This is a genomic window from Salegentibacter salegens (assembly GCF_900142975.1).
Classification (GTDB): Bacteria; Bacteroidota; Bacteroidia; order Flavobacteriales; family Flavobacteriaceae; genus Salegentibacter; species Salegentibacter salegens.
On sequence record NZ_LT670848.1, the window covers coordinates 3778188 to 3799921 of the forward strand.

At 37.6% G+C, this 21734-nt stretch carries 22 protein-coding genes and 2 tRNA genes; 14 read left to right on the forward strand and 10 right to left on the reverse strand.

Features of this window, described 5'->3' with window-relative positions; translation table 11 throughout:
- Window positions 1-92 precede the first annotated feature (92 nt).
- The 4 genes from secA to B5488_RS16780 form a co-directional block, all read right to left on the reverse strand.
- Window positions 93-3452 carry a preprotein translocase subunit SecA gene (gene secA, locus B5488_RS16765; protein ID WP_079736298.1) on the reverse strand — a complete coding sequence of 1120 codons (3360 nt, stop codon included), beginning with the start codon at window positions 3450-3452 and terminating at the stop codon, window positions 93-95.
- An 88-nt stretch (window positions 3453-3540) separates the two neighbouring features.
- Window positions 3541-3762, reverse strand: coding sequence for a DUF2795 domain-containing protein (locus B5488_RS16770; protein ID WP_008272287.1), 222 nt, complete (start codon window positions 3760-3762; stop codon window positions 3541-3543).
- A 243-nt stretch (window positions 3763-4005) separates the two neighbouring features.
- Window positions 4006-4578 (reverse strand): cob(I)yrinic acid a,c-diamide adenosyltransferase, encoded by a 573-nt coding sequence (locus B5488_RS16775; protein ID WP_079736299.1) that lies wholly within the window; start codon window positions 4576-4578, stop codon window positions 4006-4008.
- Between the two features lie 471 nt (window positions 4579-5049).
- Window positions 5050-5394 carry a hypothetical protein gene (locus B5488_RS16780; protein ID WP_146128778.1) on the reverse strand — a complete coding sequence of 115 codons (345 nt, stop codon included), beginning with the start codon at window positions 5392-5394 and terminating at the stop codon, window positions 5050-5052.
- Window positions 5395-5459: 65 nt separating this feature from the next.
- Here B5488_RS16780 and B5488_RS16785 point away from each other — a divergent pair, with 65 nt between their 5' ends.
- Window positions 5460-6443, forward strand: a complete 984-nt coding sequence (locus B5488_RS16785) for an IS5 family transposase (RefSeq protein ID WP_079733655.1) — start codon at window positions 5460-5462, stop codon at window positions 6441-6443.
- A 145-nt stretch (window positions 6444-6588) separates the two neighbouring features.
- Here B5488_RS16785 and B5488_RS16790 read toward each other — a convergent pair whose 3' ends face one another.
- From B5488_RS16790 to B5488_RS16800, 3 genes are all read right to left on the reverse strand, one after another.
- On the reverse strand, window positions 6589-7068 hold the full coding sequence (locus B5488_RS16790) for a hypothetical protein (protein WP_079736301.1): 480 nt from the start codon (window positions 7066-7068) through the stop codon (window positions 6589-6591).
- 173 nt (window positions 7069-7241) lie between these two features.
- The gene (locus B5488_RS16795; RefSeq protein ID WP_079736302.1) at window positions 7242-8747 is read right to left on the reverse strand and encodes an OmpP1/FadL family transporter; all 1506 of its coding nucleotides are present in this window, start codon (window positions 8745-8747) and stop codon (window positions 7242-7244) included.
- A gap of 139 nt (window positions 8748-8886) precedes the next feature.
- Window positions 8887-10005 carry a hypothetical protein gene (locus B5488_RS16800; RefSeq protein WP_079736303.1) on the reverse strand — a complete coding sequence of 373 codons (1119 nt, stop codon included), beginning with the start codon at window positions 10003-10005 and terminating at the stop codon, window positions 8887-8889.
- 110 nt (window positions 10006-10115) lie between these two features.
- Here B5488_RS16800 and proS point away from each other — a divergent pair, with 110 nt between their 5' ends.
- The 4 genes from proS to rpsT all read left to right on the forward strand — a co-directional run bounded on the left by proS (window position 10116) and on the right by rpsT (window position 12161).
- Window positions 10116-11594 (forward strand): proline--tRNA ligase, encoded by a 1479-nt coding sequence (gene proS, locus B5488_RS16805; RefSeq protein WP_079736304.1) that lies wholly within the window; start codon window positions 10116-10118, stop codon window positions 11592-11594.
- 78 nt (window positions 11595-11672) lie between these two features.
- Window positions 11673-11744 (forward strand) — tRNA-Glu (locus B5488_RS16810).
- 66 nt (window positions 11745-11810) lie between these two features.
- Window positions 11811-11882, forward strand: a tRNA-Glu gene (locus B5488_RS16815).
- Window positions 11883-11912: 30 nt separating this feature from the next.
- A complete protein-coding gene (gene rpsT / locus B5488_RS16820; protein ID WP_079736305.1) occupies window positions 11913-12161 on the forward strand; it encodes a 30S ribosomal protein S20 in 249 nt (82 codons plus the stop codon).
- Between the two features lie 101 nt (window positions 12162-12262).
- On the opposite strand, the gene B5488_RS16825 is transcribed toward rpsT, so the two are convergent.
- Together B5488_RS16825 and pepE are read right to left on the reverse strand one after the other, a co-directional pair.
- Complete coding sequence (locus B5488_RS16825; protein ID WP_079736306.1) at window positions 12263-13177, reverse strand: glutaminase; 915 nt, start codon at window positions 13175-13177, stop codon at window positions 12263-12265.
- A 1-nt stretch (window position 13178) separates the two neighbouring features.
- The gene (pepE, locus tag B5488_RS16830; RefSeq protein ID WP_079736307.1) at window positions 13179-13886 is read right to left on the reverse strand and encodes a dipeptidase PepE; all 708 of its coding nucleotides are present in this window, start codon (window positions 13884-13886) and stop codon (window positions 13179-13181) included.
- Between the two features lie 143 nt (window positions 13887-14029).
- Here pepE and B5488_RS16835 point away from each other — a divergent pair, with 143 nt between their 5' ends.
- The 9 genes from B5488_RS16835 to B5488_RS16875 all read left to right on the forward strand — a co-directional run bounded on the left by B5488_RS16835 (window position 14030) and on the right by B5488_RS16875 (window position 20989).
- A complete protein-coding gene (locus tag B5488_RS16835) occupies window positions 14030-14827 on the forward strand; it encodes a peptidase associated/transthyretin-like domain-containing protein (protein WP_079736308.1) in 798 nt (265 codons plus the stop codon).
- A gap of 73 nt (window positions 14828-14900) precedes the next feature.
- Window positions 14901-15647, forward strand: a complete 747-nt coding sequence (locus tag B5488_RS16840) for a carboxypeptidase-like regulatory domain-containing protein (RefSeq protein WP_079736309.1) — start codon at window positions 14901-14903, stop codon at window positions 15645-15647.
- Window positions 15648-16394, forward strand: coding sequence for a hypothetical protein (locus tag B5488_RS16845; RefSeq protein WP_079736310.1), 747 nt, complete (start codon window positions 15648-15650; stop codon window positions 16392-16394).
- Window positions 16375-16650 carry a hypothetical protein gene (locus tag B5488_RS16850; RefSeq protein WP_079736311.1) on the forward strand — a complete coding sequence of 92 codons (276 nt, stop codon included), beginning with the start codon at window positions 16375-16377 and terminating at the stop codon, window positions 16648-16650. Before B5488_RS16845 ends, B5488_RS16850 begins: the two co-directional genes overlap by 20 nt.
- Window positions 16651-16785: 135 nt before the next feature.
- Window positions 16786-17175, forward strand: a complete 390-nt coding sequence (locus B5488_RS16855) for a hypothetical protein (protein ID WP_079736312.1) — start codon at window positions 16786-16788, stop codon at window positions 17173-17175.
- Between the two features lie 27 nt (window positions 17176-17202).
- Window positions 17203-17706, forward strand: coding sequence for a DUF6702 family protein (locus B5488_RS16860; RefSeq protein WP_079736313.1), 504 nt, complete (start codon window positions 17203-17205; stop codon window positions 17704-17706).
- A 55-nt stretch (window positions 17707-17761) separates the two neighbouring features.
- Entirely contained in the window at window positions 17762-20071 is a 2310-nt protein-coding gene (locus B5488_RS16865; protein WP_079736314.1) for a M1 family metallopeptidase, read from the forward strand.
- Window positions 20072-20140: 69 nt separating this feature from the next.
- The gene (locus B5488_RS16870; RefSeq protein ID WP_079736315.1) at window positions 20141-20422 is read left to right on the forward strand and encodes a Sec-independent protein translocase subunit TatA/TatB; all 282 of its coding nucleotides are present in this window, start codon (window positions 20141-20143) and stop codon (window positions 20420-20422) included.
- Between the two features lie 9 nt (window positions 20423-20431).
- Window positions 20432-20989 carry a phosphatase PAP2 family protein gene (locus B5488_RS16875; protein ID WP_079736316.1) on the forward strand — a complete coding sequence of 186 codons (558 nt, stop codon included), beginning with the start codon at window positions 20432-20434 and terminating at the stop codon, window positions 20987-20989.
- Here B5488_RS16875 and B5488_RS16880 read toward each other — a convergent pair.
- Window positions 20982-21623 carry an O-methyltransferase gene (locus B5488_RS16880; protein ID WP_079736317.1) on the reverse strand — a complete coding sequence of 214 codons (642 nt, stop codon included), beginning with the start codon at window positions 21621-21623 and terminating at the stop codon, window positions 20982-20984. The genes B5488_RS16875 and B5488_RS16880 overlap by 8 nt on opposite strands.
- Window positions 21624-21734: the final 111 nt, after the last annotated feature.

Genomic DNA, 21734 nt, shown 5'->3' on the forward strand with positions numbered 1-21734 from the left:
AGAATGTAGTATTAGGTGAATCCTAAAGTATTATATAAAAAATCCCGAAACCAAATAGGCTGCGGGATTTTTATATAATTTTTGGTTACTGACTAGTTATTTACAACAACCCAATCTCCTTTTTCAATAAGGGGGATGGCTTGTTTATATTTCATAGTCTTATTTTCACCGCTCATTACGTTTTTGACTGTAACCTTATCATTACGACCAATCTTTGGTTGATCTCTCGTAATGGTTTCAGTCACCTGCGGGCGACGTTGCTGTTGGGTATTTCCGGCAGCCCTGCTTTGTGCAGCTCTTTCGTCTATATTAGGAATTTCGTCCTTTTGGGTTTCTACTTTTTCTTTTTTGCGTTGTCTCGCTTCCTGGATATTTGAAACATTGCCTTCCGGAATTTCCCCTTTGAAAAGGAATGAAATTACATCTCGATTTACCTGATCTAACATTGCTTTGAACAATTCAAAAGCTTCAAATTTATAGATCAATAAAGGATCTTTTTGCTCGTGAACTGCCAGCTGAACGCTCTGTTTCAACTCATCCATCTTGCGAAGGTGAGTTTTCCAGGCATCATCTATAATAGCAAGACTTATATTTTTCTCGAAATCTTTAACTAACTGTACACCTTCGGTTTCATAAGCTTTTTCAAGATTAGTAACTACCTGAAGTGTTTTTTGTCCATCTGAAAATGGAACCGAAATTCTTTCAAAATTATTGCTTTCATCTTCATAAACCTGCTTAATTACCGGGAATGCTCTGGAAGCGCTGTGCTTCATTTTATCCTGATAATGTTGGTAGGCTTCTTTATAAACAATTCCAGCGATTTTTTGTACACCCATTTTCTCGAATTCTTCTTCTGAAACCGGGGCACTCATAGAGAAGTACCTAATTAATTCAAATTCAAAATTCTTATAATCCTGGGCAACTTTATTGTTGTCGGTAATCGCTTCAGAAGTATCAAAAATCATATTGGCGATATCAACTCGCAAACGATCTCCAAATAAAGCGTGATATCTACGTTTGTAAATCACCTCACGTTGCGCATTCATAACATCGTCATACTCCAGCAAACGCTTTCTTATTCCGAAGTTATTTTCTTCTACTTTTTTCTGTGCACGCTCAATAGATTTTGAGATCATAGAATGCTGAATTACTTCACCTTCTTCCAGCCCCATTTTATCCATTAATTTCGCTATTCTTTCAGAACCGAATAAACGCATCAGGTTGTCTTCAAGCGACACATAGAACTGAGAACTTCCCGGATCTCCCTGGCGGCCTGCACGACCTCTTAACTGGCGGTCTACACGACGTGAATCGTGACGCTCTGTACCTACAATGGCCAAACCACCGGCTTCCTTAACTTCTTTACTTAGTTTAATATCGGTACCACGACCTGCCATGTTGGTGGCGATAGTTACAATACCAGATTTACCGGCTTCAGCAACAATATCGGCCTCTCTCTTGTGCAGTTTCGCGTTAAGTACGTTATGCGGAACATTTCTTAATTTCAGCATCCTGGAAAGTAATTCTGAAATTTCTACAGAAGTGGTACCAATAAGCACCGGCCTACCCGCATTAGAAAGATCGGTAACGTGATCTATAACTGCATTGTATTTTTCTCGTTTTGTTTTATAAACCAAATCGTCTTTATCGTCTCTGGCAATAGGGCGGTTGGTAGGAATTTCTACTACATCTAATTTATAGATCTCCCATAGCTCACCTGCTTCAGTTACCGCAGTACCTGTCATACCAGATAACTTACCGTACATTCTAAAGTAATTCTGAAGGGTTACAGTAGCAAAAGTTTGAGTGGCATCTTCAATTTTTACATTTTCCTTGGCTTCAATAGCCTGGTGTAAACCATCGCTATAACGACGACCATCCATAATACGACCGGTTTGCTCGTCTACGATTTTAACTTTATTATCTATCACCACATATTCGTCGTCTTTTTCGAATAGTGTAAATGCTTTAAGCAATTGTCGTAAAGTGTGTATACGTTCGCTTTTTACACTGTAATCTCTAAAAAGTTCCTCTTTTTTCTCGGCTTCCTCTTCTTTTGGAAATCCTTCTTTTTCGATCTTGGCGATCTCCATTCCCATTTCGGGCATAACAAAGAAATCGGCATCACCATCGGCAGAAAGAAACTCAATACCTTTATCGGTAAGATCTATTTGATTGCTCTTTTCTTCAATAGTGAAATAAAGGTCCGCGTCTACTTTTGGCATTTCGCGGTTATTATCCTGCATATAATGATTTTCGGTCTTCTGCAGTAATTGTTTTATGCCATCTTCACTTAAAAATTTAATAAGTGCTTTGTTTTTAGGTAAACCTCTATAGACCCTAAGCAATAAGAAAGCACCGTCTTTGGTGTTTCCTTCCTTGATAAGTTTTTTAGCTTCAGCAAGCACCTTGGTAAGGTGTTTCCGTTGTAATTCTACGATATTAGAAATTGCAGGCTTTAACTCATTAAATTCGTGTACATCTCCCTTAGGAATTGGCCCCGAGATAATAAGTGGCGTACGGGCATCATCAATTAACACGGAGTCTACCTCATCTACAATGGCAAAGTTATGCGGGCGCTGTACAAGATCGTTTGGCGCGTGAGACATATTATCACGCAAATAATCGAAACCAAACTCATTATTTGTTCCGTAGGTAATATCGGCATTATAAGCTTTTCTTCTTGCTGCTGAATTTGGCCTATGGTAGTCCACACAATCAACCGTCATCCCATGGAATTCAAATATTGGTGCCATCCAGGCGCTATCCCTTTTTGCAAGGTAATCGTTTACGGTTACCAGGTGAACTCCCTTTCCTGTAAGCGCATTGAGGTACATTGGTAAGGTAGCTACAAGGGTTTTACCTTCCCCGGTTTGCATCTCTGCAATTTTACCCTGGTGCATCGCTACACCACCAATAAGCTGCACTTCGTAATGAATCATATCCCAGGTTACCGGTTTACCGGCAGCATCCCAGGAGTTGTTCCAAATGGCGTGGTCCCCATCAAGGCTTACATAATCTTTTTCTGCAGAAATCTCGCGATCAAATTCTGATGCAGTAACTTTTATTTGTTCGTTATGGAAAAAGCGTTTCGCGGTTTCTTTTACGGTAGCAAAAGCTTCTGGTAGAATATCATTTAAGACCCCTTCAGAGGTTTCGTAAGATTTTGCTTTAAGGGCATCAATTTCAGCATAAATATCTTCCTTTCGGGTAATGTCGTCGCTGGCATCAGCCTCAGCTTCCAGATCTTCAATTTGTTTGTTTATATCATTTAAAGCTTCAGCGATCTTCGCTTTAAAACTTGCGGTTTTTGCTCTAAGTTCGTCTATAGAAAGGGCTTCAAACTCACCTTCCAGCGCCTTTATCTTATCGACTATGGGTTGTATTTCTTTGACGTCTTTTTTAGATTTATCGCCAACAAATACTTTTAATACAGAATTTAAAAAATCCATAATGGTTTTTGTTTAATACGGGGTTTAAATGTACGCAAAAAAAAAGCCTCACTTTGGAGACTTTTTTCTATTTTTTGCGTGTTGTTATTTAATATTCATCCTCATTCCAAAGATAATCTTCGTCAGTTGGATAATCGGGCCAGATCTCCTCAATAGAATCATACGAGTCTCCTTCATCTTCAATTGCCTGCAGGTTCTCTACTACTTCTAGTGGAGCACCTGTTCTTATAGCATAGTCAATTAACTCGTCTTTAGTTGCTGGCCAGGGTGCATCACTTAAATAAGATGCTAATTCTAAAGTCCAATACATGGGTTGATCAGGTTTATTATTTTTGCAAAAATAAATTTTTTGTGGTAATAGCCAAGAAAAAAATCTATTATTTAATCAATACCGTTAAGAACATACGCAAAAATTATAGATTTTACTCGAAAGCCAAGCGTAAATTATCTAAGACTTATCTCGAAATTAAAAGATTATTTCCTAATAATATTATCTCGTAAGTTGCCCCGAGGTAGTTTACTATGTAATTCTTGCTAAAGCCTTACTGAGAATTTAAGATTTTTCTGGAATCCATTTTACCTCTTCGGCCTTTAACTTTTTAGACAACATCCGTGCCAGCACAAAGAGGTAGTCAGAAAGTCTATTTAGATATTGTAAAACCTTATCGTCAAATGCTTCAATTTCGTATAAAGCGGTGGCAAGTCGCTCTGCACGGCGGCAAACGCAACGCGCTATGTGACAGAATGACACGCTTTGGTGGCCTCCTGGAAGCACAAAATGAGTCATTTGAGGAAGTTCCTCATTCATTTTATCCATTTCTTTTTCCAGCATCTCTATATCTTCTGCAGAAATTTTTGGAATATTTAATCGCTCTTTTCCGTTCTTTAATTTCTGTTTTTCGGGATCTGTAGCCAGGGTAGCACCTATAGTAAAAAGTCTATCCTGAATTCTACTTAATATTTTCTTTGTGTGTTCGCCGGTATCCTGGTCGCGTACAAGCCCAATGTGAGAATTGAGTTCGTCTACAGTGCCGTAACTTTCAATGCGAATATGATTTTTCGAGACCCTGGTGCCACCAAAAAGAGCGGTAGTACCTTTATCACCGGTTTTAGTATAAATCTTCATATAAATATTTTGTTTTTTTTACCTAAGGTTTTGTAGCCTTATCGTAAAGCAGTTTACCTTTCAAAGGTACAAAATGAAGAATTAAGCCGGTAATTAGTGAGGATTAGAAATTAGATATTAGGTTCTGATTTTTCCTCTCTTCGGCGTTCTATGTATCGCCTTCTAAAGTTTCTGTTTTTACGTGCCTTCCGGTTCTTTTTCGCCCTACGGGAATTCCAAATAAAATAGATGAGAAAAGCCGCAATAAGCGCGAAGTAAATCCAGGTTTCCTGGTCAAACTCAAACATGATAAGTTGCTAATTTTTTACAAGATAAGAAATTCTTAATTTTTCAGTGATTAAAATCTACTTTTCAATTGAAAATCAGGAAAAATGCTTTGGAGGAGTTTTGAAAATGGTTAAGATACATTTATTATAAAACCTGCCCTGAATATAACAGAGCAGGCTTTATAAATATTTATATCTAAATGTTTTAATCTTCTGTAGAGGTGGTCACCTGTGGCCCAATACCGCTTAGGCTTTGGTTGTATATCCATAATTCCTGGGAAGCACCGTTAGTGATCTCCATCCATTCTTGTGCAAAAGAATCAAAAGAACCTGAGCCGTGAACTTCATCAAATTTCTCTTTAAGTTTTTGATCTTTTCCCAGCCAGGCAAAGTCATCAAAGAAATAGACTACAGATAAATCCTGCCCAGATTGGGTAGAAGAGAATTCATTGGTGTAAATTCCAAAAGGCGTTTCAGCTGATTTTTCTTTCAGGACTTTTGTTACTTTTTCTAATTTAGAAGAATCCTTTGCATAACCCCTTACAAACATAGCATAAAAAATTTGTGTGCATGGTTGGTTTTCACTAATTTCATGCTTTACAAAAACCATCTCCTATGAGCCAGTTAAGTTTTTCCGATATAGAATTGGGACGCAGTAGAAAGCCCAGCAGGGTATCCTCCAAGTTAAACAAGATCAATAATTTGGTGGAATGGGACAAAGTCTTCAATCTGGTGCAGGCAGTGGACAACACCAATAAAGTTATCGGTGGAGCGCCGCACCGCGATCTTTCCATTAAGGTCAAAATGCTTTTTCTTCAGCACCTGTATAACCTGAGCGACCCGGAACTGGAGGATCAGGTCAACGACCGCTTGAGTTTTCAAAAATTTGCAGGGATCAACTACACTACCACGGTGCCAGATTTCACGACCATATGGCGGTTCAAAGAAGCCTTGGTACGGGAAGGCTTGATGGATGGGTTGTTTGCTTTGATCTTGGCCAGTCTTGAATCAAAAGGTTTGTTGCTGAAAAAAGGAACGAGTGTAGATGCCACCATCCTTCAGTCCACCACCAAGCCGTTGAGCAAGGAGCGGCGGGAAGAACTGGAAAAACACCCGAGTGCGCAAATAGATACCGATGCCCAATCCACGGCAAAGCGGGGGAAGAAATATTTTGGTTATAAAGGTCATATTGGAACCGATGTGGGCAGTGAGCTGATAAGGAAAAGGACATTCACTTCGGCACGTCCTCATGATTCCCAGCTAAAAGATGAACTCCTTAGCGGCGATGAGCAGATGATTTTTGGCGATAGCGCCTATGGCACTATTGCCGACAAGCGAAAGGCCAGGAAAGAGGGTGTTTATTACGGGATGCTGGACAAAGGGACACGAAAGCGGAAACTCTCCGCGACGCAAAAGAAAAACAACAAGAAGAAATCAAAGATAAGATGCAAGGTTGAACACCCTTTCGCCTATTTGAAGGAAAAGTTGAACTACAAAAGAACGGTTGCTAAAACAATGGCAAGGAACGAATTAAGGTTTGACTTCAACTGCATCCTGTACAATATTTTTCGGGCCAGTTATCTGCTCTCGAAAGCCTAAAACGTGGGAACGTGCGCAGTGTTGGAACAAAAAGGGAATAAAATAACGAAAATGATGAAAAAAATTGGCCAAAAGTCAAGGATTTAGGCAAAATAGTCCAAAAAAATTCTCGGAAAAGAGAAATAAAAGAAAAACCATTACTTATTCAAAGCTTCCTAGAAATCATTGCATCATATTTTCCTCTTGCAATATCCCAAACGGTAACCCTAAGTTTGCTCATTTCAAAATCTGTAGGGAAGTTAGAGAAATTATTGTGAAACCTCCAGAAAGTTACATCTTCTTCGCTGGCTAAATAAGGCACTACATTATTGGCCCAGTCTTCATCATGTGCGTCCTGCTCTGTGTTGGGAGCATCTAAGGCACTCCATGGCATAGGGCCCATAACTGCCATGTAATCATAGGCGTTTTGGCCGTTCATAATTGTAAAAATTCGTACACCCATAGCTCCTTCAGCATGAAATTGCTCGTTGTGGTTTTTCATTCCTTCAGAAAACTCTTTTGTTTTGTCGCTTTTTGCTGAATAGATAGCGGTTCCTACAATGAGGTATTCTTCATTGTTACTTTGTTGATCTTGGGAGAGTACTAAAAAAGGGATTAGCATCATCCAGTAGAAAATTGATTTCATAAGCTGTTTATTTAAGTGTTAGTAATGCAGCTATGATAGATGAGGCTAAAATAAATAGGTACTGTAAGTTACTGAAAAATAGCTAAATACATCTGTTTATTTTTTATAAATTGAACCAATAAAAAACGCCCCGAAGGGCGTTTGTAGATTAAAATAAATAAATGTTTGTTTTTTTATAATCCGAAACTCAAGGATAAAATAACCTTAGAGAGGTCTCTATCTATATTTGCCGTATTTGTTAGCCCGGTTTCGTAGAGCCGCGCATTTTCCTCGTAATTTGCATTGGTATATGCCAGGTCTAATTTCATACTTCCAAAATCGTAACCTATACCACCGGAGTAACCGGTTAAATCGCCTACAGTAGATTCGTTGGCGTATGGACTTTGCTCAAAACGGTAACCGCCTCTTAAACTCCAGTTATTGATTCTATATTCTCCACCCAATCTAAAAGTAGAAGCCGCCTGAAGTTCTTCTGAAATAAGTTCGTTCTGAAATTCAAATTCGGGATCATTAGTAGGTCTAAATTCAGTAGCTGAATAATCTTTATAAGAATAATCGAAACTAATTAATCCTTTTGAGCCGAATAATACGGCAAGGCTACCAGTGATTTTACCGGGCGTTTTCAAATTATAATCGGGGTAAAGATTTAATACGTTAGGGTCTACAACCACACGCTCATTCGCCTCATTATTTGTCTCAAGATATTGGGTGGCCTCTTCTACAATATTAAACCAGGTAGGAGAGTGGTAAGATGCTCCAACTCTAAAGCGGTCACTTACTTTGGCAATGGCCCCCAGTTGAAAGGAAAACCCATCTCCAGTTGTACTTAGGTTGTTATTAAAAATTACCTGATTGGTTGCACTACCCGAATTACTGTTGTTTTCCCTAAAACGTGTAGTACGATCGTAATTTAAAAAATGGGTATTTAGATTAGCGCCCAGGTATAAGAAATCCCTAAACTGTGTGCCGAAATTAAAAGAAAATTTACCGTTTAAGCCTGTAGCTACCGAGCGATATTCCTGATTAAAACTTCCAGGACTTATAAACGAATTATACTCGGTGTTATCTGGCGAATCTTCTGCCTGGTCTATAACATAACCCTGGTATCCCAGAAATGCTTGTTGTGCTCCATAACCTTCATTTTCCCCTAAATAGGAATAAAGATCAGAAATATTTTCATCTTCACGGGTTTGTAATAAGTCTAATGGCAGGCCATTAGCATAATTTAAAAAGTACTGGTCTATAGAGGTTTGGCTGGTACCTGTAGCTACAAAAGCATCATCAAAATTATTCGTCTGGCTATAATTTAAGCCTAAACTAAATTTTCTCCAGGGACTATCACTTCGCGTGTCAAAAACAAGTACTCCTCCTGCCTGATTAAAATTAATATCTGAATTTTCGTTAGTAGTGCCTGTTCCAAAATAATCTACATTTTTATTTGTAGAACGGTGAGACAACGTCATAGTACCAAAAGAATTAAGGAATACAGCAGAACTGGCTGGGTTTACGGTGATCGCCGATAAATCCCCACCAAGTGCGCCAAAAGCACCACTAAGGGCCTGGAATCTTGCGGTTCCGTTCAATTCTTCAGAGCTATATCTATAAGCATCGGTAATATTTTGAGCCTGGGCGCCTCCTGCTATAAAAAGAACGCTCAATATTATAAATATCTTTTTCATAAACTTTTTTTAATTCCTTTTAGATTTTTTCCAGATTATAAACCGGTTATATAATTAAGGATTTCAGAAAAAACCTTACAGCGCATAACTGTAAGGTTGATTAAATAACTTTTTAAAATATTTTCAAACTAGATGTTTATTAACCTCTACCGCCGCCACCTCGTGATGAGGAAGAACGACCTCCACCTGAACTTCTTGTTCCAGAACTTCTTGAACTACTCGAGCTACTGCGAACAGTACCACTGCTTCTTGAAGAACTATTTGAAGACCTATTATAGGTAGAATTAGATCTTGAACTTCTGTTAGACCTGTTAATATCAGCATTTCTTCTGGTGGAAGAAGTGTTGACTCTCGCCGGTTCGCTTCTTCTGTTAGAACGGGAATAAACATTAGAATTATCAGAATTACTTCTGGTGTAACTTCTGCTTCTTGAAGCATTATCATTGCTTCTTATATTGCGAATGCTCCTGGAGTAAGAAGATTCGTTATCTCTTAGACGGGAAACATTATCTCTACTATAGTCTGAATAACTAGCTCTTCTACCACTATTATAAGCTACATCTCTATAATTATTACGAGTATTATAATATGGGTTGTTTATAAAACCTCTTCCCATGTATGGGTTATAGAAACCGCCGAAGCCACCATATCCAAAGCGGTTACCCCAGCCCCATCCTGGGCCAAAGCCGAAACCGCCACCCCATGGGCCAGCAAATCCGCCACCCCAGGAGCCAAATCCTGCGCCCCAATAACCAGGGCCGTAAAATGGATCCCACATAAATGGGTCATAGAAACCTCCAAAACCGTAACCGTATCCAAAACGATTCCATCTCCAGGGATTATAAAATCCACCATGGAAACCGGTATTATAGATGTTTATGGTGTATTGGTCTGGATCTTCACCCCAGGGCGCTCTTCCACCAACATAAGCTTGTTGGTCCTCATAATAAACTTCATCCTCTCCGCCTTCAGCAGAAGAGTAAGATTCTACATCGGTAAAGATGATGTCATCGGCCATTTGGCCATAAAATTCTGATTTTTCCGAAAAAAGGTTCTTGTAATATGTATTTCCCTGATCCTGGTTATTATTAGCATATTGGGCTGGCTCTTCAGCAGGTGATTGCTGTTGGTTAGAATCACCATAGATTCCATCCTCATAACCAGAATACTGGTAAGAACCGCAAGATGCTAACAATAGCAAGAACATAGGAGCAACAAATAGAATTGCTTTTTTCTGTAAGTTGTAATTGCGTATCATTAGCTTAGTATTTTATTGTTGAACATTACAAAAATAGTTAGTTTTGCGCTAACTAAACCTGCATTTAGATTGTGTTTAACAAAATACAAGATTTATGCCAAATACAGAGAATGAGTAAAAAGTTAACCAAAAGAAGCGAAGATTATTCAAAATGGTACAACGAATTGGTGGTAAAAGCCGATTTAGCTGAAAATTCCGCAGTAAGGGGCTGTATGGTTATTAAACCCTACGGATTCGCCATTTGGGAAAAAATGCAGGCCCAGCTTGATAAAATGTTCAAGGAAACCGGTCACCAAAATGCATATTTTCCACTTTTTGTTCCCAAACATCTCTTTGAAGCTGAAGAAAAAAATGCCGAGGGCTTTGCCAAAGAATGTGCTGTGGTTACTCATTACAGGCTTAAAACAGATCCTAACGATAAATCTAAATTAATCGTAGATCCTGAAGCTAAGTTGGAAGAAGAACTTGTAGTTAGACCAACTTCTGAGGCAATTATCTGGAATACTTATAAGAACTGGATTCAGTCTTACCGCGATCTTCCTATTAAAATAAACCAATGGGCCAATGTGGTACGTTGGGAAATGCGAACCCGTTTGTTCTTGAGAACTTCAGAATTTCTCTGGCAGGAAGGGCATACCGCTCACGCTACCAAACAGGAAGCCCTAGAGGAAACCGAATTAATGAATAATATTTATGCTGAGTTTGCCGAAAAATTTATGGCCATGCCGGTTATAAAAGGAAGTAAAACCGAAAGTGAACGCTTTGCCGGTGCTGTAGAAACTTATTGTATTGAAGCCATGATGCAAGATGGGAAAGCATTGCAAGCGGGAACTTCTCACTTTTTAGGTCAAAATTTTGCAAAGGCTTTTGATGTGAAATTTACTTCCAAAGAAGGAAAGTTAGAAAATGTTTGGGCAACTTCCTGGGGTGTTTCCACCCGTTTAATGGGAGCGCTTATTATGACGCACAGTGACGACAACGGGCTGGTGCTTCCTCCAAATTTAGCGCCTACCCAGGTTGTAATTGTTCCTATATATAAAGGAGAAGAACAGTTAGAAGATATTTCTAAGGTGGCGAATAAACTTGCCGATGATCTTAAAGAAGCCGGTATTTCGGTGAAATATGATGATAGAGATTTTCAAAAGCCGGGCTGGAAATTTGCACAGTACGAATTACAAGGCGTTCCGGTAAGATTGGCTATAGGCCCAAAAGACCTGGAAAAAGGAAGTGTAGAATTGGCTAGAAGAGATACACTAACTAAAGAATTTGTAAACCAGAGTGAAGTAGTGGAGAAGGTGAAGCATTTAATGGTGGAAATGCAGGATACATTATTCGAGAAAGCTTACAATTTTAGAAACGAACATATCACCGAAGTAGATTCTTTTGATGAATTTAAAAAAGTTTTAAAAGAAAAAGGCGGATTTATTTCTGCGCATTGGGATGGAACTACAGAGACAGAAAATAAGATAAAAGGGCTTACCAAAGCCACAATTCGCTGTATACCATTTAATTCCGAAAAGGAGTCGGGAAGCTGTGTACTTACTGGTAAACCGTCTGGGCAAAGAGTGCTTTTTGCGAAGGCTTATTAAATTTTAAATTTTTTTTGTTCAAGTCTTGCGCCATTCAAAAATAGTTGTATTTTTGCATCCGCATTGAAACAAAAAAATGGTCCGTTCGTCTAGGGGTTAGGACGCCAGGTTTTCATCCTGGTAACAGGGGTTCGATTCCCCTACGGACTACAAAAGAACACAGGTTTTTAGTTTGTGTTTTTAAAGTCCTGAAAAGGCAATTTGAAATAAATTTATGGTCCGTTCGTCTAGGGGTTAGGACGCCAGGTTTTCATCCTGGTAACAGGGGTTCGATTCCCCTACGGACTACTTTTAAAAAATAATTAAAGCAATTTTGTAATGGCAAATCACAAGTCAGCATTGAAGAGGATTCGTAGCAATGAGACCAAACGTCTTAGAAACCGCTACCAGCATAAAACTACCAGAAACGCAATTAAAAAGTTGAAGGAGTCTGAAAAGAAAGAAGCTGAAGCTCTTTTGCCTTCTGTTATCTCTATGGTAGATAAATTGGCAAAGAAAAATATTATACATGATAATAAAGCTGCGAACTTAAAATCGCAACTTGCAAAGCACGTAGCTACGCTTTAAGAATTATTACAGTGTTCAATTATAAAAAAATGCTTTCTGCGTTTGCGGAAGGCATTTTTTTTATTTCCATTAGTTGGTTTAATATTTCTATAGTTTTAGGTTTAAAAAACCGAAAGACCGGTTAGGGAAGTGAGACGTTCTAAAGCTTTCATTCCTAATTCTGAATTTCCTTTTTCATTTAAAATAGGACTCCAAACCGCTACGGAGTATTGATCGGGATGAATGGCAACAATACCGCCGCCAACTCCACTTTTTCCAGGTAATCCTACTTCAAAACTAAATTCCCCGGCTTCATCATAGAAACCACAGGTTTGCATTAAAGAATTAATCCTTTTTACCGTAGTAGGGGTTAAAATTTCTTCGTCTGAACTTAATATTTTGCCCTTATTGGCAAAGATCATAAAAGCCTGCGATAATTGTTTACAAGACATTGCAAGAGAGCAAAGATGAAAGTAAAAATCTACAATAGGTTCTACTTCACATTTAATATTTCCAAGCGCTTTCATATAATTTACGAGCGCGACATTTCTATAACCGGTAGCACGTTCTGAAGCGGCAATTTTAGGGTCAAAATTAATGCTATTATCTTCAGTAATTTTTCTTACAAAATCTAGTAATTCCTGTTTTGGGTCTTCTAATTGATCTACCAGAATATCTGAAATTACCAAAGCACCGGCATTGATAAAGGGATTGCGAGGAACACCGCTTTCATATTCTAACTGACTTAAAGAATTAAACGGATCTCCCGATGGTTCTACATCTACCCGGTCCCAAAGATCTTCACCCATAATACGCATGGCCATAGCGAGGCTAAAAACCTTAGAAATACTTTGAATAGAAAAGAGTTCTTCGTTATCTCCAAAACTAAAATGTTGCCGATCTCCACAATAAACGTGCATTCCAAATTTACGTGGATCTACTTTAGCGAGTTCTGGAATATAAGAGGCAACCTTGCCTGTTACATCGCGGTAACTCAACTCATCGTTTATGGTATTTAGTATACTTTGGTAATCCATATTAATTTAATTCGCTTAAGTCTGAATTGGTTTCTATTTCGAAAGGTAATTTTTCTGATTTAAAAATACGGGCGCTTAAGCTACCTTTTAACTCAATTTTATTATCTGAAACCATTAACCAGCTTCCTTCACGAAGCCCGATTACCGGTTGGGTATTTATAGTATGGAATTCTTTAATACGTGTTTCTCGTGTTTCTCCCTTATGGGTAGAATTTGTATCGGGATCTAAATAATGGGGATTAATATTAAAAGGAACTATTCCCAGGGTTTTAAAACTCGGCGGATAAACAATGGGCATATCGTTGGTGGTTTGCATCGTTAAGCCGGCTATATTGGTTCCTGCGCTGGTGCCCATATAAGCGCAGCCATTTTGAATACTGTTTTTAAGTGTTTGCATTAATTTATTCCGGTAGAGTTCAGAAACTAGTAGAAAAGTATTCCCGCCACCTGTAAAAATTCCTCTAGCTGAAGTTATAGCTTCAGTCATATTCTCAAACTCATGAATTCCACGCAGCTTTATTCCAGCTTTTTTGAAAGCTTCGGAAGCTTTTTTAGTGTATTCATTGTGCGAAATTCCACCGGGACGGGCAAAAGGAATAAAAATTACTTCTTGGGTATGGCTAAAAAAGGTTTTTAATTCTGGAATTAGGTATTCCAAATATTCCTGGCCGTGTAAGGTTGAGGTGCTGGCTAATAGTGCTTTGCTCATATTCAAATAATTCTTTGTGTTGCGAGTATAATATTTAATGTCTTAAAAATAGTCTAAATAGGGGTTTTAACAAAAGTTTACAAACAGCTTTACTATAAATAAGAAGTAAGAATTGTTACTTTATTAGTAGGAAAATTACAACTATGTTAAAAAATACATTTTTTATTATTTTAATTTTATTCAGCAGTATTTTAATTGCTCAGGAAAAGGAACGCCTTCTGGTTAATGGTAAAATCATTGTCCCTGAAGACGTTACTCCCGAGGGGATGACGATTTTTAATCTAAACACATCACGGGGAACCATAGCCAATCCCAACGGAGAATTTAAATTGAGCGTGGCACTTAAAGACACGGTAGTATTTTCTTCCATACAGTTTGAAGAATTTAGAGTTGTGGTAGAAGAAGGTGTTATAAACTCTGGAGAAATGAATGTTTTTCTCACCGAAACCGTAACCGAATTACCTGAAGTACTTTTATCTGATAATAAACTTTCAGGAGATATTAGGGTAGATGTCGCAAGAATTGAAGTTAGCGATCCCGATGTTCCCAGGTATTCTGCGGCTGATTTGGAAGCGATGAATGTTAGAAGGCAACCCGATTCTTTAATGGGGCCAGGTAGAAATGCTGCCCTTGCCGCGGGAAATACGAGGCTAGTAAACGGACTTAACTTTGTGAACATTTTTAAATTTTTGGTTGGAGCTGAAGTTGAAAACAATCCTTTTACGAAAAAGGAATTAGACGAAGAATTACGGAATCTTTATGATGATGAATTTTTTAGGGCCAACCTGGATATAGAAAAAGATAAAATAAATGACTTTATTTACTACGTCACAGATCACGGTTTAGATAATGACTTGCTGGAAGATGGAAACGAATTAAACCTTATTGAATTTTTAATAGAAAAAAGTAAAGAATATAAAGCATTTCACGCTAGAGAATAACATTTAAAAATCATCATCAATCATCATTATTTATTATCATCATCAGTCCATGAAATATTGTTTATCTTTCTTAATGTTTTGTTCTGTACTCGCGCTAAACGCCCAGGAAAAACAACAACTTACCGGTAAAATTAAAGCCGATAGTATTGAAGCTCCCGTTCACATTATCAACATAACGCAAGAAAAGGGGAGTGTAAGCGATAAAGCGGGAAATTTTAAAATAGAAGTAGCAGAAAATGATTTACTGCTAATCTCATCGGTACAATTTCAGCGAAAGGAAATTAAGATAACTTCTAAGATTCTTAATGAAGAAATACTTAATATAGAATTACGCCCTGCGCTAACCGAACTCGAACAGGTGAGGGTTCATAATCTTAGTGGAAACCTGGAAGAAGATATTGCCAATATTAAGGTAATAGATATGCCGGTTATTAGTGTACCGCCTTCACCTCCTAGCGTGATTCCACGAGGTACGCCAAACGCAGCATTTAATGCCAGCCAAACCCAGGCGCCGGCCGGTGGGAATATTTTAGGTTTGGTGGGATTAATTGCGGGAAAACCAAATTTTGGATCATTAGGAGGTAAATCTGCCTCTCCTGCTACAAGTGAAAGGGAGATCGTAAAAAATCTACGTATCAGGTTTGACGATTATTTCTTTACCAATCATTTAAAAATTGATTCTACTCATATAATGAATTTCCTAACCTATATTTTTGAAAATGGTTTTCATAAAAATTTATTAAAAGAAGAACGCGCTTTAGAACTTGTAGTATTTCTGGAAAAGAAGAGTACAGTGTATTTAAAACTTATTGCTGAATAGATGAAAAGCAGCTTCTTTCTTGTATTTCTACTTATTTTTTCAGCTCATTTATTTTCCCAGGAAAGTATAATCTTAAAAGGAAAGATTCTTGCTGATTCTATTGAAGCTCCTATTCATATTATAAATATAACAGCTGAAAAGGGTACAGTAACCGAAGCAGGTGCCGAATTTTCGGTAGAGGTGAGGGAAAATGATTTGCTGTTATTTTCATCGGTACAATTTCAGAAAAAAGAAATCCTGATTACTTCTGAAATTTTATCATCTGGATTCTTAGAAATTGAATTGCAAAAAGACCTTACCGAATTAGACGAAGTTAGGTTACACCAATTAAGTGGCAACCTGGCAAGTGATATTAAAGAAATTAAAACCTTTGATCCAAGAATTATTGGTTTTGCCCTTTCTGATAAAGAACCACTAAGTATTGAAGAACGAAAACTGGTTGCAATGAGCAGTCCTATGGATCCTGTTGGTCTTATTTATGGAGCGATTTCAGGAGAAAGTGAAAAACTTAAAAAAGCAATAGAAAATAACAAATTAAGCGCACTGGTTTATAAGGCCAGGGAGCTTGTACCCGATGCATATTTTACCGAGACCTTACTTTTACCCGAGAATAAAATTATGGATTTTCTTTACTATTGTAGCTTAAAACCTAATTTTGAAGAATTGGTCAAAAAAAATGATCCCCTGGTTTTAATAGAATTTTTAAAAGGAATGGTCCCGGAATATCATGAGTTTATCGAGGAATAAATGTGTTTTTCTCCTGGTTTTTGTGCTAATTGCTGTTTCAGCTATTGCGCAGGAAAAAACAATTTTATCTGGTTATATTATCACGAAAGAACCCCTCAACTCGCCGGTTCATATTATTAATATTACGCAACAAAAAGGAAGTTTAAGTGAACTTTCGGGTTATTTTATGGTAGAAGTAAATATCGGGGACTCCCTTATTTTTTCTTCGGTTCAATATAAAAAAGAAATTTTTATAGTGAATAGCGAAAGTCTTTAGCAAAACAATTTCACGATTAAACTAACAGAAGATCTTACCGAATTAGATGAGGTAAAGCTTCATAATCTCTCGGGAAATTTAGCAAATGATATTTCAGGCATTAAAACCTTTAATAAATTCGAATTAAATGCTCCAATGGCCAGAAAACCGCCCCCCTCTCAGGTAGAAAGGCAATTATTTACCGCAACCACAGGCCCGGGTGGGAGAAGGCTTAGTGTTTTAAGTGTATTAACTGGAACAATCCCATTAGATCCTGTAATAAATGGAATTAGTGGTAGAACTGCGTGGTTAAAGAAAAGAAAGGCAAAGGACGAATTTAAATTTACTATTGAAAAAGCCATTTATTTAATTTCTGAAAATACTCTAATTGAAGACTTCAAAATAAAGCAAACTGAGGTGATGAATTTTGTGTATTATTGTGCTGAAAATTATGATTTGGAAATTTTTCTGGATAGTCCTTTAGAGTTATACGAGTTTTTTCAGTCCAAATCAGTTGAATTTAAAGCTTTAAGTGCTTTGGATTAATATTTGTTAGAGAAGAGAAAAAGATTAATGAGAAAGATAAGCCTAATCCTGGCCAGCTTTTTTTTGCTTTCAGCATTTAAATCTGGCGCGCACGAGTTTTACCTTAGCGTTACTGAAATTGAATACAACAATGAGGAGCAAAGTTTGCAAATTATTACGCGGGTTTTTATAGACGATTTTCAAAATGTTTTAAACGAACGTTATGATGCCGATATTCAGCTTTCCCAGGAAGCAGAAGAAGGTGCGGTAACTGAACATATTTCTAAATATCTTATCCAAAAATTAAGGTTAAAAACCAATGGCGAAGAGCTTCAGCTAAATTATTTGGGAAAAGAATACGATGCCGACCAATTAGTGCTTTATATTGAAGTTGAAAATGTAGTTTCATTTAATCAAATTGAAGTCACTAACGAGATTTTAACCGATCTTTTTGACGACCAGAAAAACGTAGTACACGTTAAAGTTAATGGCAAAACAAAAAGTTTGTTGCTTATGCGGCAACAGGAAACAGAAAAACTCACTTTTCCTTAAGGAAAACCTGACTAAAATATTTATTTTTAGCAATCTTTAAATTAAAACATAATTGATGAACAGATTAAGACTTTTAAGTTTCGCTTTGGTGATGCTTTTTGTAAGCGGTGTGCAGGCCCAGGAAGCAGAAGCCGAAGAACAGCAGCCAAAACAGGAAGGCCACGAAAATAACAATAAGTTTAAACAACTTTATGAAACTTTCGCAACTCCCAATCAGTACCGTACCGGTGCTGGATCTCCCGGCGAAGCCTATTATCAAAACCAGGCCGATTATAAAATGGATATCGTACTGGACGATAAAAATACTCGTTTAGATGGTGAGGCTGAGGTGACTTATTATAATAATTCTCCCGATAAATTAGAATATTTATGGGTGCAATTAGACCAGAATGTACGTAAAAAAGACGCGCCGGCTTTAGAGCGAAATCCAAGTGGAATGAGCCCTGTGGCTACTCCGCAGCGTTTTGTAAATCAGCATATGGAAGAGTCGTTTGACGGCGGCTTCAATATTGTTGGCCTAACTCACGATGGCGATAAACTAAATTACATCATAAATCAAACGATGCTAAGAATAGATTTGGAAGAGGCTTTAGAGCCCGGCGAATCTTTTGAGTTTGAAATGAAATGGTGGTATACTATAAATAATCATATTACCGATAGGGCTAGAAGTGGTTATGAGCATTTTCCAAAAGATGGCAATAATGCGTATGTGATAGCGCAGTTCTTTCCAAGAATGGCAGTTTACAACGATGTTGAAGGCTGGCAGAATATGCAATTTTGGGGCAGTGGAGAGTTTGCACTTCCTTTTGGTGATTACGAAGTGAATATTACTGTTCCTGCAGATCATATTATGGAGGCTACAGGAGAACTTCAGAACCGTAAAGATGTTTATACTAAAGAAATGATGAATCGTTATGAACAGGCAAAAAAATCTTACGATAAACCCGTAATAGTTAGAACACAGGCCGAAGCCGAAGAAGCTGAAAAGTCTTTTTCTAACAAAACCAGAACCTGGAAATATAAAGCCGAGATGGTTAGGGATTTTGGATTCTCTACTTCAAGAAAATTTATTCTTGATATGATGGCTACAGATGTTGGAGGTAAGGATGTAATGGCAGTGTCACTTTATCCAAAAGAAGGGAACCCACTCTGGGAAGAATGGTCTACAAAAGCCGTGGCCAGCACTTTAAAATCTTATTCAAATCAAACTTTTCAATATCCATATCATAAAGCGGTTTCAGTTCATGCAAGAAACCAGGGAATGGAATATCCAATGATTTGCTGGAATTATGGCCGTCCCGATGAAGATGGAACCTACTCCGATAGGGTTAAATTTGGGATGATAAGTGTAATTATTCATGAAGTTGGACATAACTTTTTCCCAATGATCGTAAACAGTGACGAACGCCAGTGGGGTTGGATGGACGAAGGTTTAAACACCTTTAGCCAGTATCTTGCCGAGCAGGAATTTGGAGAAAAATACCCTGAAGCGATCACGCCTTTAGAGCAATATCCTTCTCGAAGAGGAATTCCCGCGAAAATTGTTCCTTATATGAAAGGAAACCAAAAGTATATCGCGCCAATTATGTCTAATCCTGAGAATGTTTACCAGTTAGGAAATAACGCTTATGGTAAGCCTGCAACCGCGCTTAATATTTTACGTGAAACTGTAATGGGACACGAGCTTTTTGATCACGCCTATAAAACATTTGCACATCGTTGGATGTTTAAGCACCCAACACCAGAAGATTTTTTCAGAACTATGGAAGATGCTTCAGCAGTAGATTTAGACTGGTTTTGGAGAGGATGGTTTTATACTACGCATAATGTAGATATGGGAATTAAGGAAGTTCAGAAACTATATATTACGGATAATGCAACTAAAGAAGGAAAAGAATTTTTGGAGCGTTATGGAGCAGATCCAGAAGAAGTTGATGCTATTTATGTAGTAGAAGAAGAAAGCGAAGATTTTGATGAAAGTTTAAAAGGAAATTCGGTTTTTGAAAATTCGTCTACTTTAAAAGAGTATGTGATGGATAACTTTACCGAAAAAGAAAGAGCAAAACTAAAGGATCCTAAATATTTCTACCAGGTAACTTTCGAAAAACCGGGAGGAATCCCAATGCCTTTAATCGTAGAATTCACTTATGCCGATGGTACCACTGAAATGAAAAGATACCCAGTACAGCTTTGGAGAATGGACGATGAAGTGGCTACAAAAGCAATCGCTACCAATAAGGAAATCGTAAAAATGGTGGTAGATCCAAACCTAGAAACGGCCGATATTGATGTAAGCAACAATACCTGGCCTAAAGAAGAAACTACCAGTAAATTTGAAGAATTCAAGGAGACTCTTGGAAACTAAAATAAATTTAGCCGACTTTAACGAGTCGGCTTTTTTTATGCTTAAATTTGTGGCTATATTTGTTTTGCTATGAACATCATACCTCTTTTTATTAGTGGTGCCGAGATCGCATTTATCCTGTTTATTCTGGTAATGGTTTTTGGTGCCGATAAGATTCCCGATATAGCCCGTGGTATGGGTAAAGGGATGAAAATGCTTCGTAATGCCTCTAACGATATTAAAACCGAAATTCAGAAAAGTGCCGATAAACAAGGCATTGATACCGATATTTCTAAAGATGTGAGAGGTGAAATTGATAAAGTGAAGGAAGATATAGACGAGATTACAGGTTCAGTAAAACGTAGATTTTAATCACATTTTATGCTAGAACAGCTAAAACAATGGGATCGCGAGCTGTTTGTTTATCTCAACGGACTGGGAATTGAAACCTACGATAATTTTTGGATAACCGTAACTACCATCCAAAACTGGATTCCGCTTTATATCACTTTTTTTATTATTTATTTCCTGGCATTTCACTGGAAAAAAGCACTTTTCACTAGCTTATTTATTCTTGCAACAGCGCTTTCTACTTATGGTTTTACCAATATAGTTAAGAACTTTTTTTTGCGTCTAAGACCTAATAACCAACCCGAAATAGCCGATATAATTAGAATTCTTCAAACGCCAGATAATTATAGTTTTTTCTCCGGCCATTCAGCAGTATCTATGGCAGCAGCACTTTTTTTGATCCTTTCATTAAAAGAGAAATATCCGTGGATTTGGGCAGTACTTATCTGGCCGTTAATGTTTATGTTAAGCCGAATTTATGTTGGTGTTCATTATCCGGGAGACGTTTTGGTTGGCGCCGCCGTTGGGATTATTTTTGCAATTATTTTCTTCTTTCTTTATCAGCGTTCGGGAAAAAGATTTATTTAACCCGAGTTAAAGTTAATCCGTCGCGAATAGGTAAAATCACGGTTTCTACGCGTTCATCTTCTGCCAACATTTTATTATATTTTAAAAGCGCCTGGGTAGATTCATCTTCGGCTTTAACCGGTTCTACTACTTTTCCGCTCCATAAAACATTATCTGATAAAATAACTCCGCCGGGATTCATTTTCCCAATAATTAAATCGAAATAAGCAGGATAATTGGGCTTATCGGCATCGATAAAAACTAAATCAAATTTTTGATCTAAATGCGGAATTATTTCCCGGGCATCACCAATATATTGTTTGATCTGATTTTTATAATCTGAAGCCTGGAAATATTTCTGCTGAAAATCGTATAATTCTTCATTAATATCTATCGTATGCAAAATTCCATCTTTAGGTAAACCTTCGGCCAGGCATAAAGCTGAATAACCGGTATAAGTTCCAATTTCCAGAATGCTTTTTGGAGCGATTATTTTAGAAATCAGGCTCAAAATCCTTCCCTGGTAGTTTCCGCTTATCATGCGCGGTTGCAATACTTTCTGATTGGTCTCCCGGTTAAGTTTTGCCAAAAAATCTGGTTCTTTAGCTGAATGTTCTATAATGTACTGGTCTATCGCTTCAGGAAGAAAATGCATAAGATTCTATTTTTGTCAAATTTATAGAATTTAATGGTTCTGAAATAATAGCTTTCAGTAGAAATTAGGAATGGTTTCACAGGAGCGCGACTTCTGCCAATAAATTGTATT

Bases quoted from the DNA above. Each gene is read 5' to 3' on its own strand.
- secA (WP_079736298.1), bottom strand. From the start codon at position 3,452: ATGGATTTTTTAAATTCTGTATTAAAAGTATTTGTTGGCGATAAATCT.
- B5488_RS16770 (WP_008272287.1), bottom strand. From the start codon at position 3,762: ATGTATTGGACTTTAGAATTAGCATCTTATTTAAGTGATGCACCCTGG.
- B5488_RS16775 (WP_079736299.1), bottom strand. From the start codon at position 4,578: ATGAAGATTTATACTAAAACCGGTGATAAAGGTACTACCGCTCTTTTT.
- B5488_RS16780 (WP_146128778.1), bottom strand. From the start codon at position 5,394: ATGTTTGTAAGGGGTTATGCAAAGGATTCTTCTAAATTAGAAAAAGTA.
- B5488_RS16785 (WP_079733655.1), top strand. From the start codon at position 5,460: ATGAGCCAGTTAAGTTTTTCCGATATAGAATTGGGACGCAGTAGAAAG.
- B5488_RS16790 (WP_079736301.1), bottom strand. From the start codon at position 7,068: ATGAAATCAATTTTCTACTGGATGATGCTAATCCCTTTTTTAGTACTC.
- B5488_RS16795 (WP_079736302.1), bottom strand. From the start codon at position 8,747: ATGAAAAAGATATTTATAATATTGAGCGTTCTTTTTATAGCAGGAGGC.
- B5488_RS16800 (WP_079736303.1), bottom strand. From the start codon at position 10,005: ATGATACGCAATTACAACTTACAGAAAAAAGCAATTCTATTTGTTGCT.
- proS (WP_079736304.1), top strand. From the start codon at position 10,116: ATGAGTAAAAAGTTAACCAAAAGAAGCGAAGATTATTCAAAATGGTAC.
- rpsT (WP_079736305.1), top strand. From the start codon at position 11,913: ATGGCAAATCACAAGTCAGCATTGAAGAGGATTCGTAGCAATGAGACC.
- B5488_RS16825 (WP_079736306.1), bottom strand. From the start codon at position 13,177: ATGGATTACCAAAGTATACTAAATACCATAAACGATGAGTTGAGTTAC.
- pepE (WP_079736307.1), bottom strand. From the start codon at position 13,886: ATGAGCAAAGCACTATTAGCCAGCACCTCAACCTTACACGGCCAGGAA.
- B5488_RS16835 (WP_079736308.1), top strand. From the start codon at position 14,030: ATGTTAAAAAATACATTTTTTATTATTTTAATTTTATTCAGCAGTATT.
- B5488_RS16840 (WP_079736309.1), top strand. From the start codon at position 14,901: ATGTTTTGTTCTGTACTCGCGCTAAACGCCCAGGAAAAACAACAACTT.
- B5488_RS16845 (WP_079736310.1), top strand. From the start codon at position 15,648: ATGAAAAGCAGCTTCTTTCTTGTATTTCTACTTATTTTTTCAGCTCAT.
- B5488_RS16850 (WP_079736311.1), top strand. From the start codon at position 16,375: ATGAGTTTATCGAGGAATAAATGTGTTTTTCTCCTGGTTTTTGTGCTA.
- B5488_RS16855 (WP_079736312.1), top strand. From the start codon at position 16,786: ATGGCCAGAAAACCGCCCCCCTCTCAGGTAGAAAGGCAATTATTTACC.
- B5488_RS16860 (WP_079736313.1), top strand. From the start codon at position 17,203: ATGAGAAAGATAAGCCTAATCCTGGCCAGCTTTTTTTTGCTTTCAGCA.
- B5488_RS16865 (WP_079736314.1), top strand. From the start codon at position 17,762: ATGAACAGATTAAGACTTTTAAGTTTCGCTTTGGTGATGCTTTTTGTA.
- B5488_RS16870 (WP_079736315.1), top strand. From the start codon at position 20,141: ATGAACATCATACCTCTTTTTATTAGTGGTGCCGAGATCGCATTTATC.
- B5488_RS16875 (WP_079736316.1), top strand. From the start codon at position 20,432: ATGCTAGAACAGCTAAAACAATGGGATCGCGAGCTGTTTGTTTATCTC.
- B5488_RS16880 (WP_079736317.1), bottom strand. From the start codon at position 21,623: ATGCATTTTCTTCCTGAAGCGATAGACCAGTACATTATAGAACATTCA.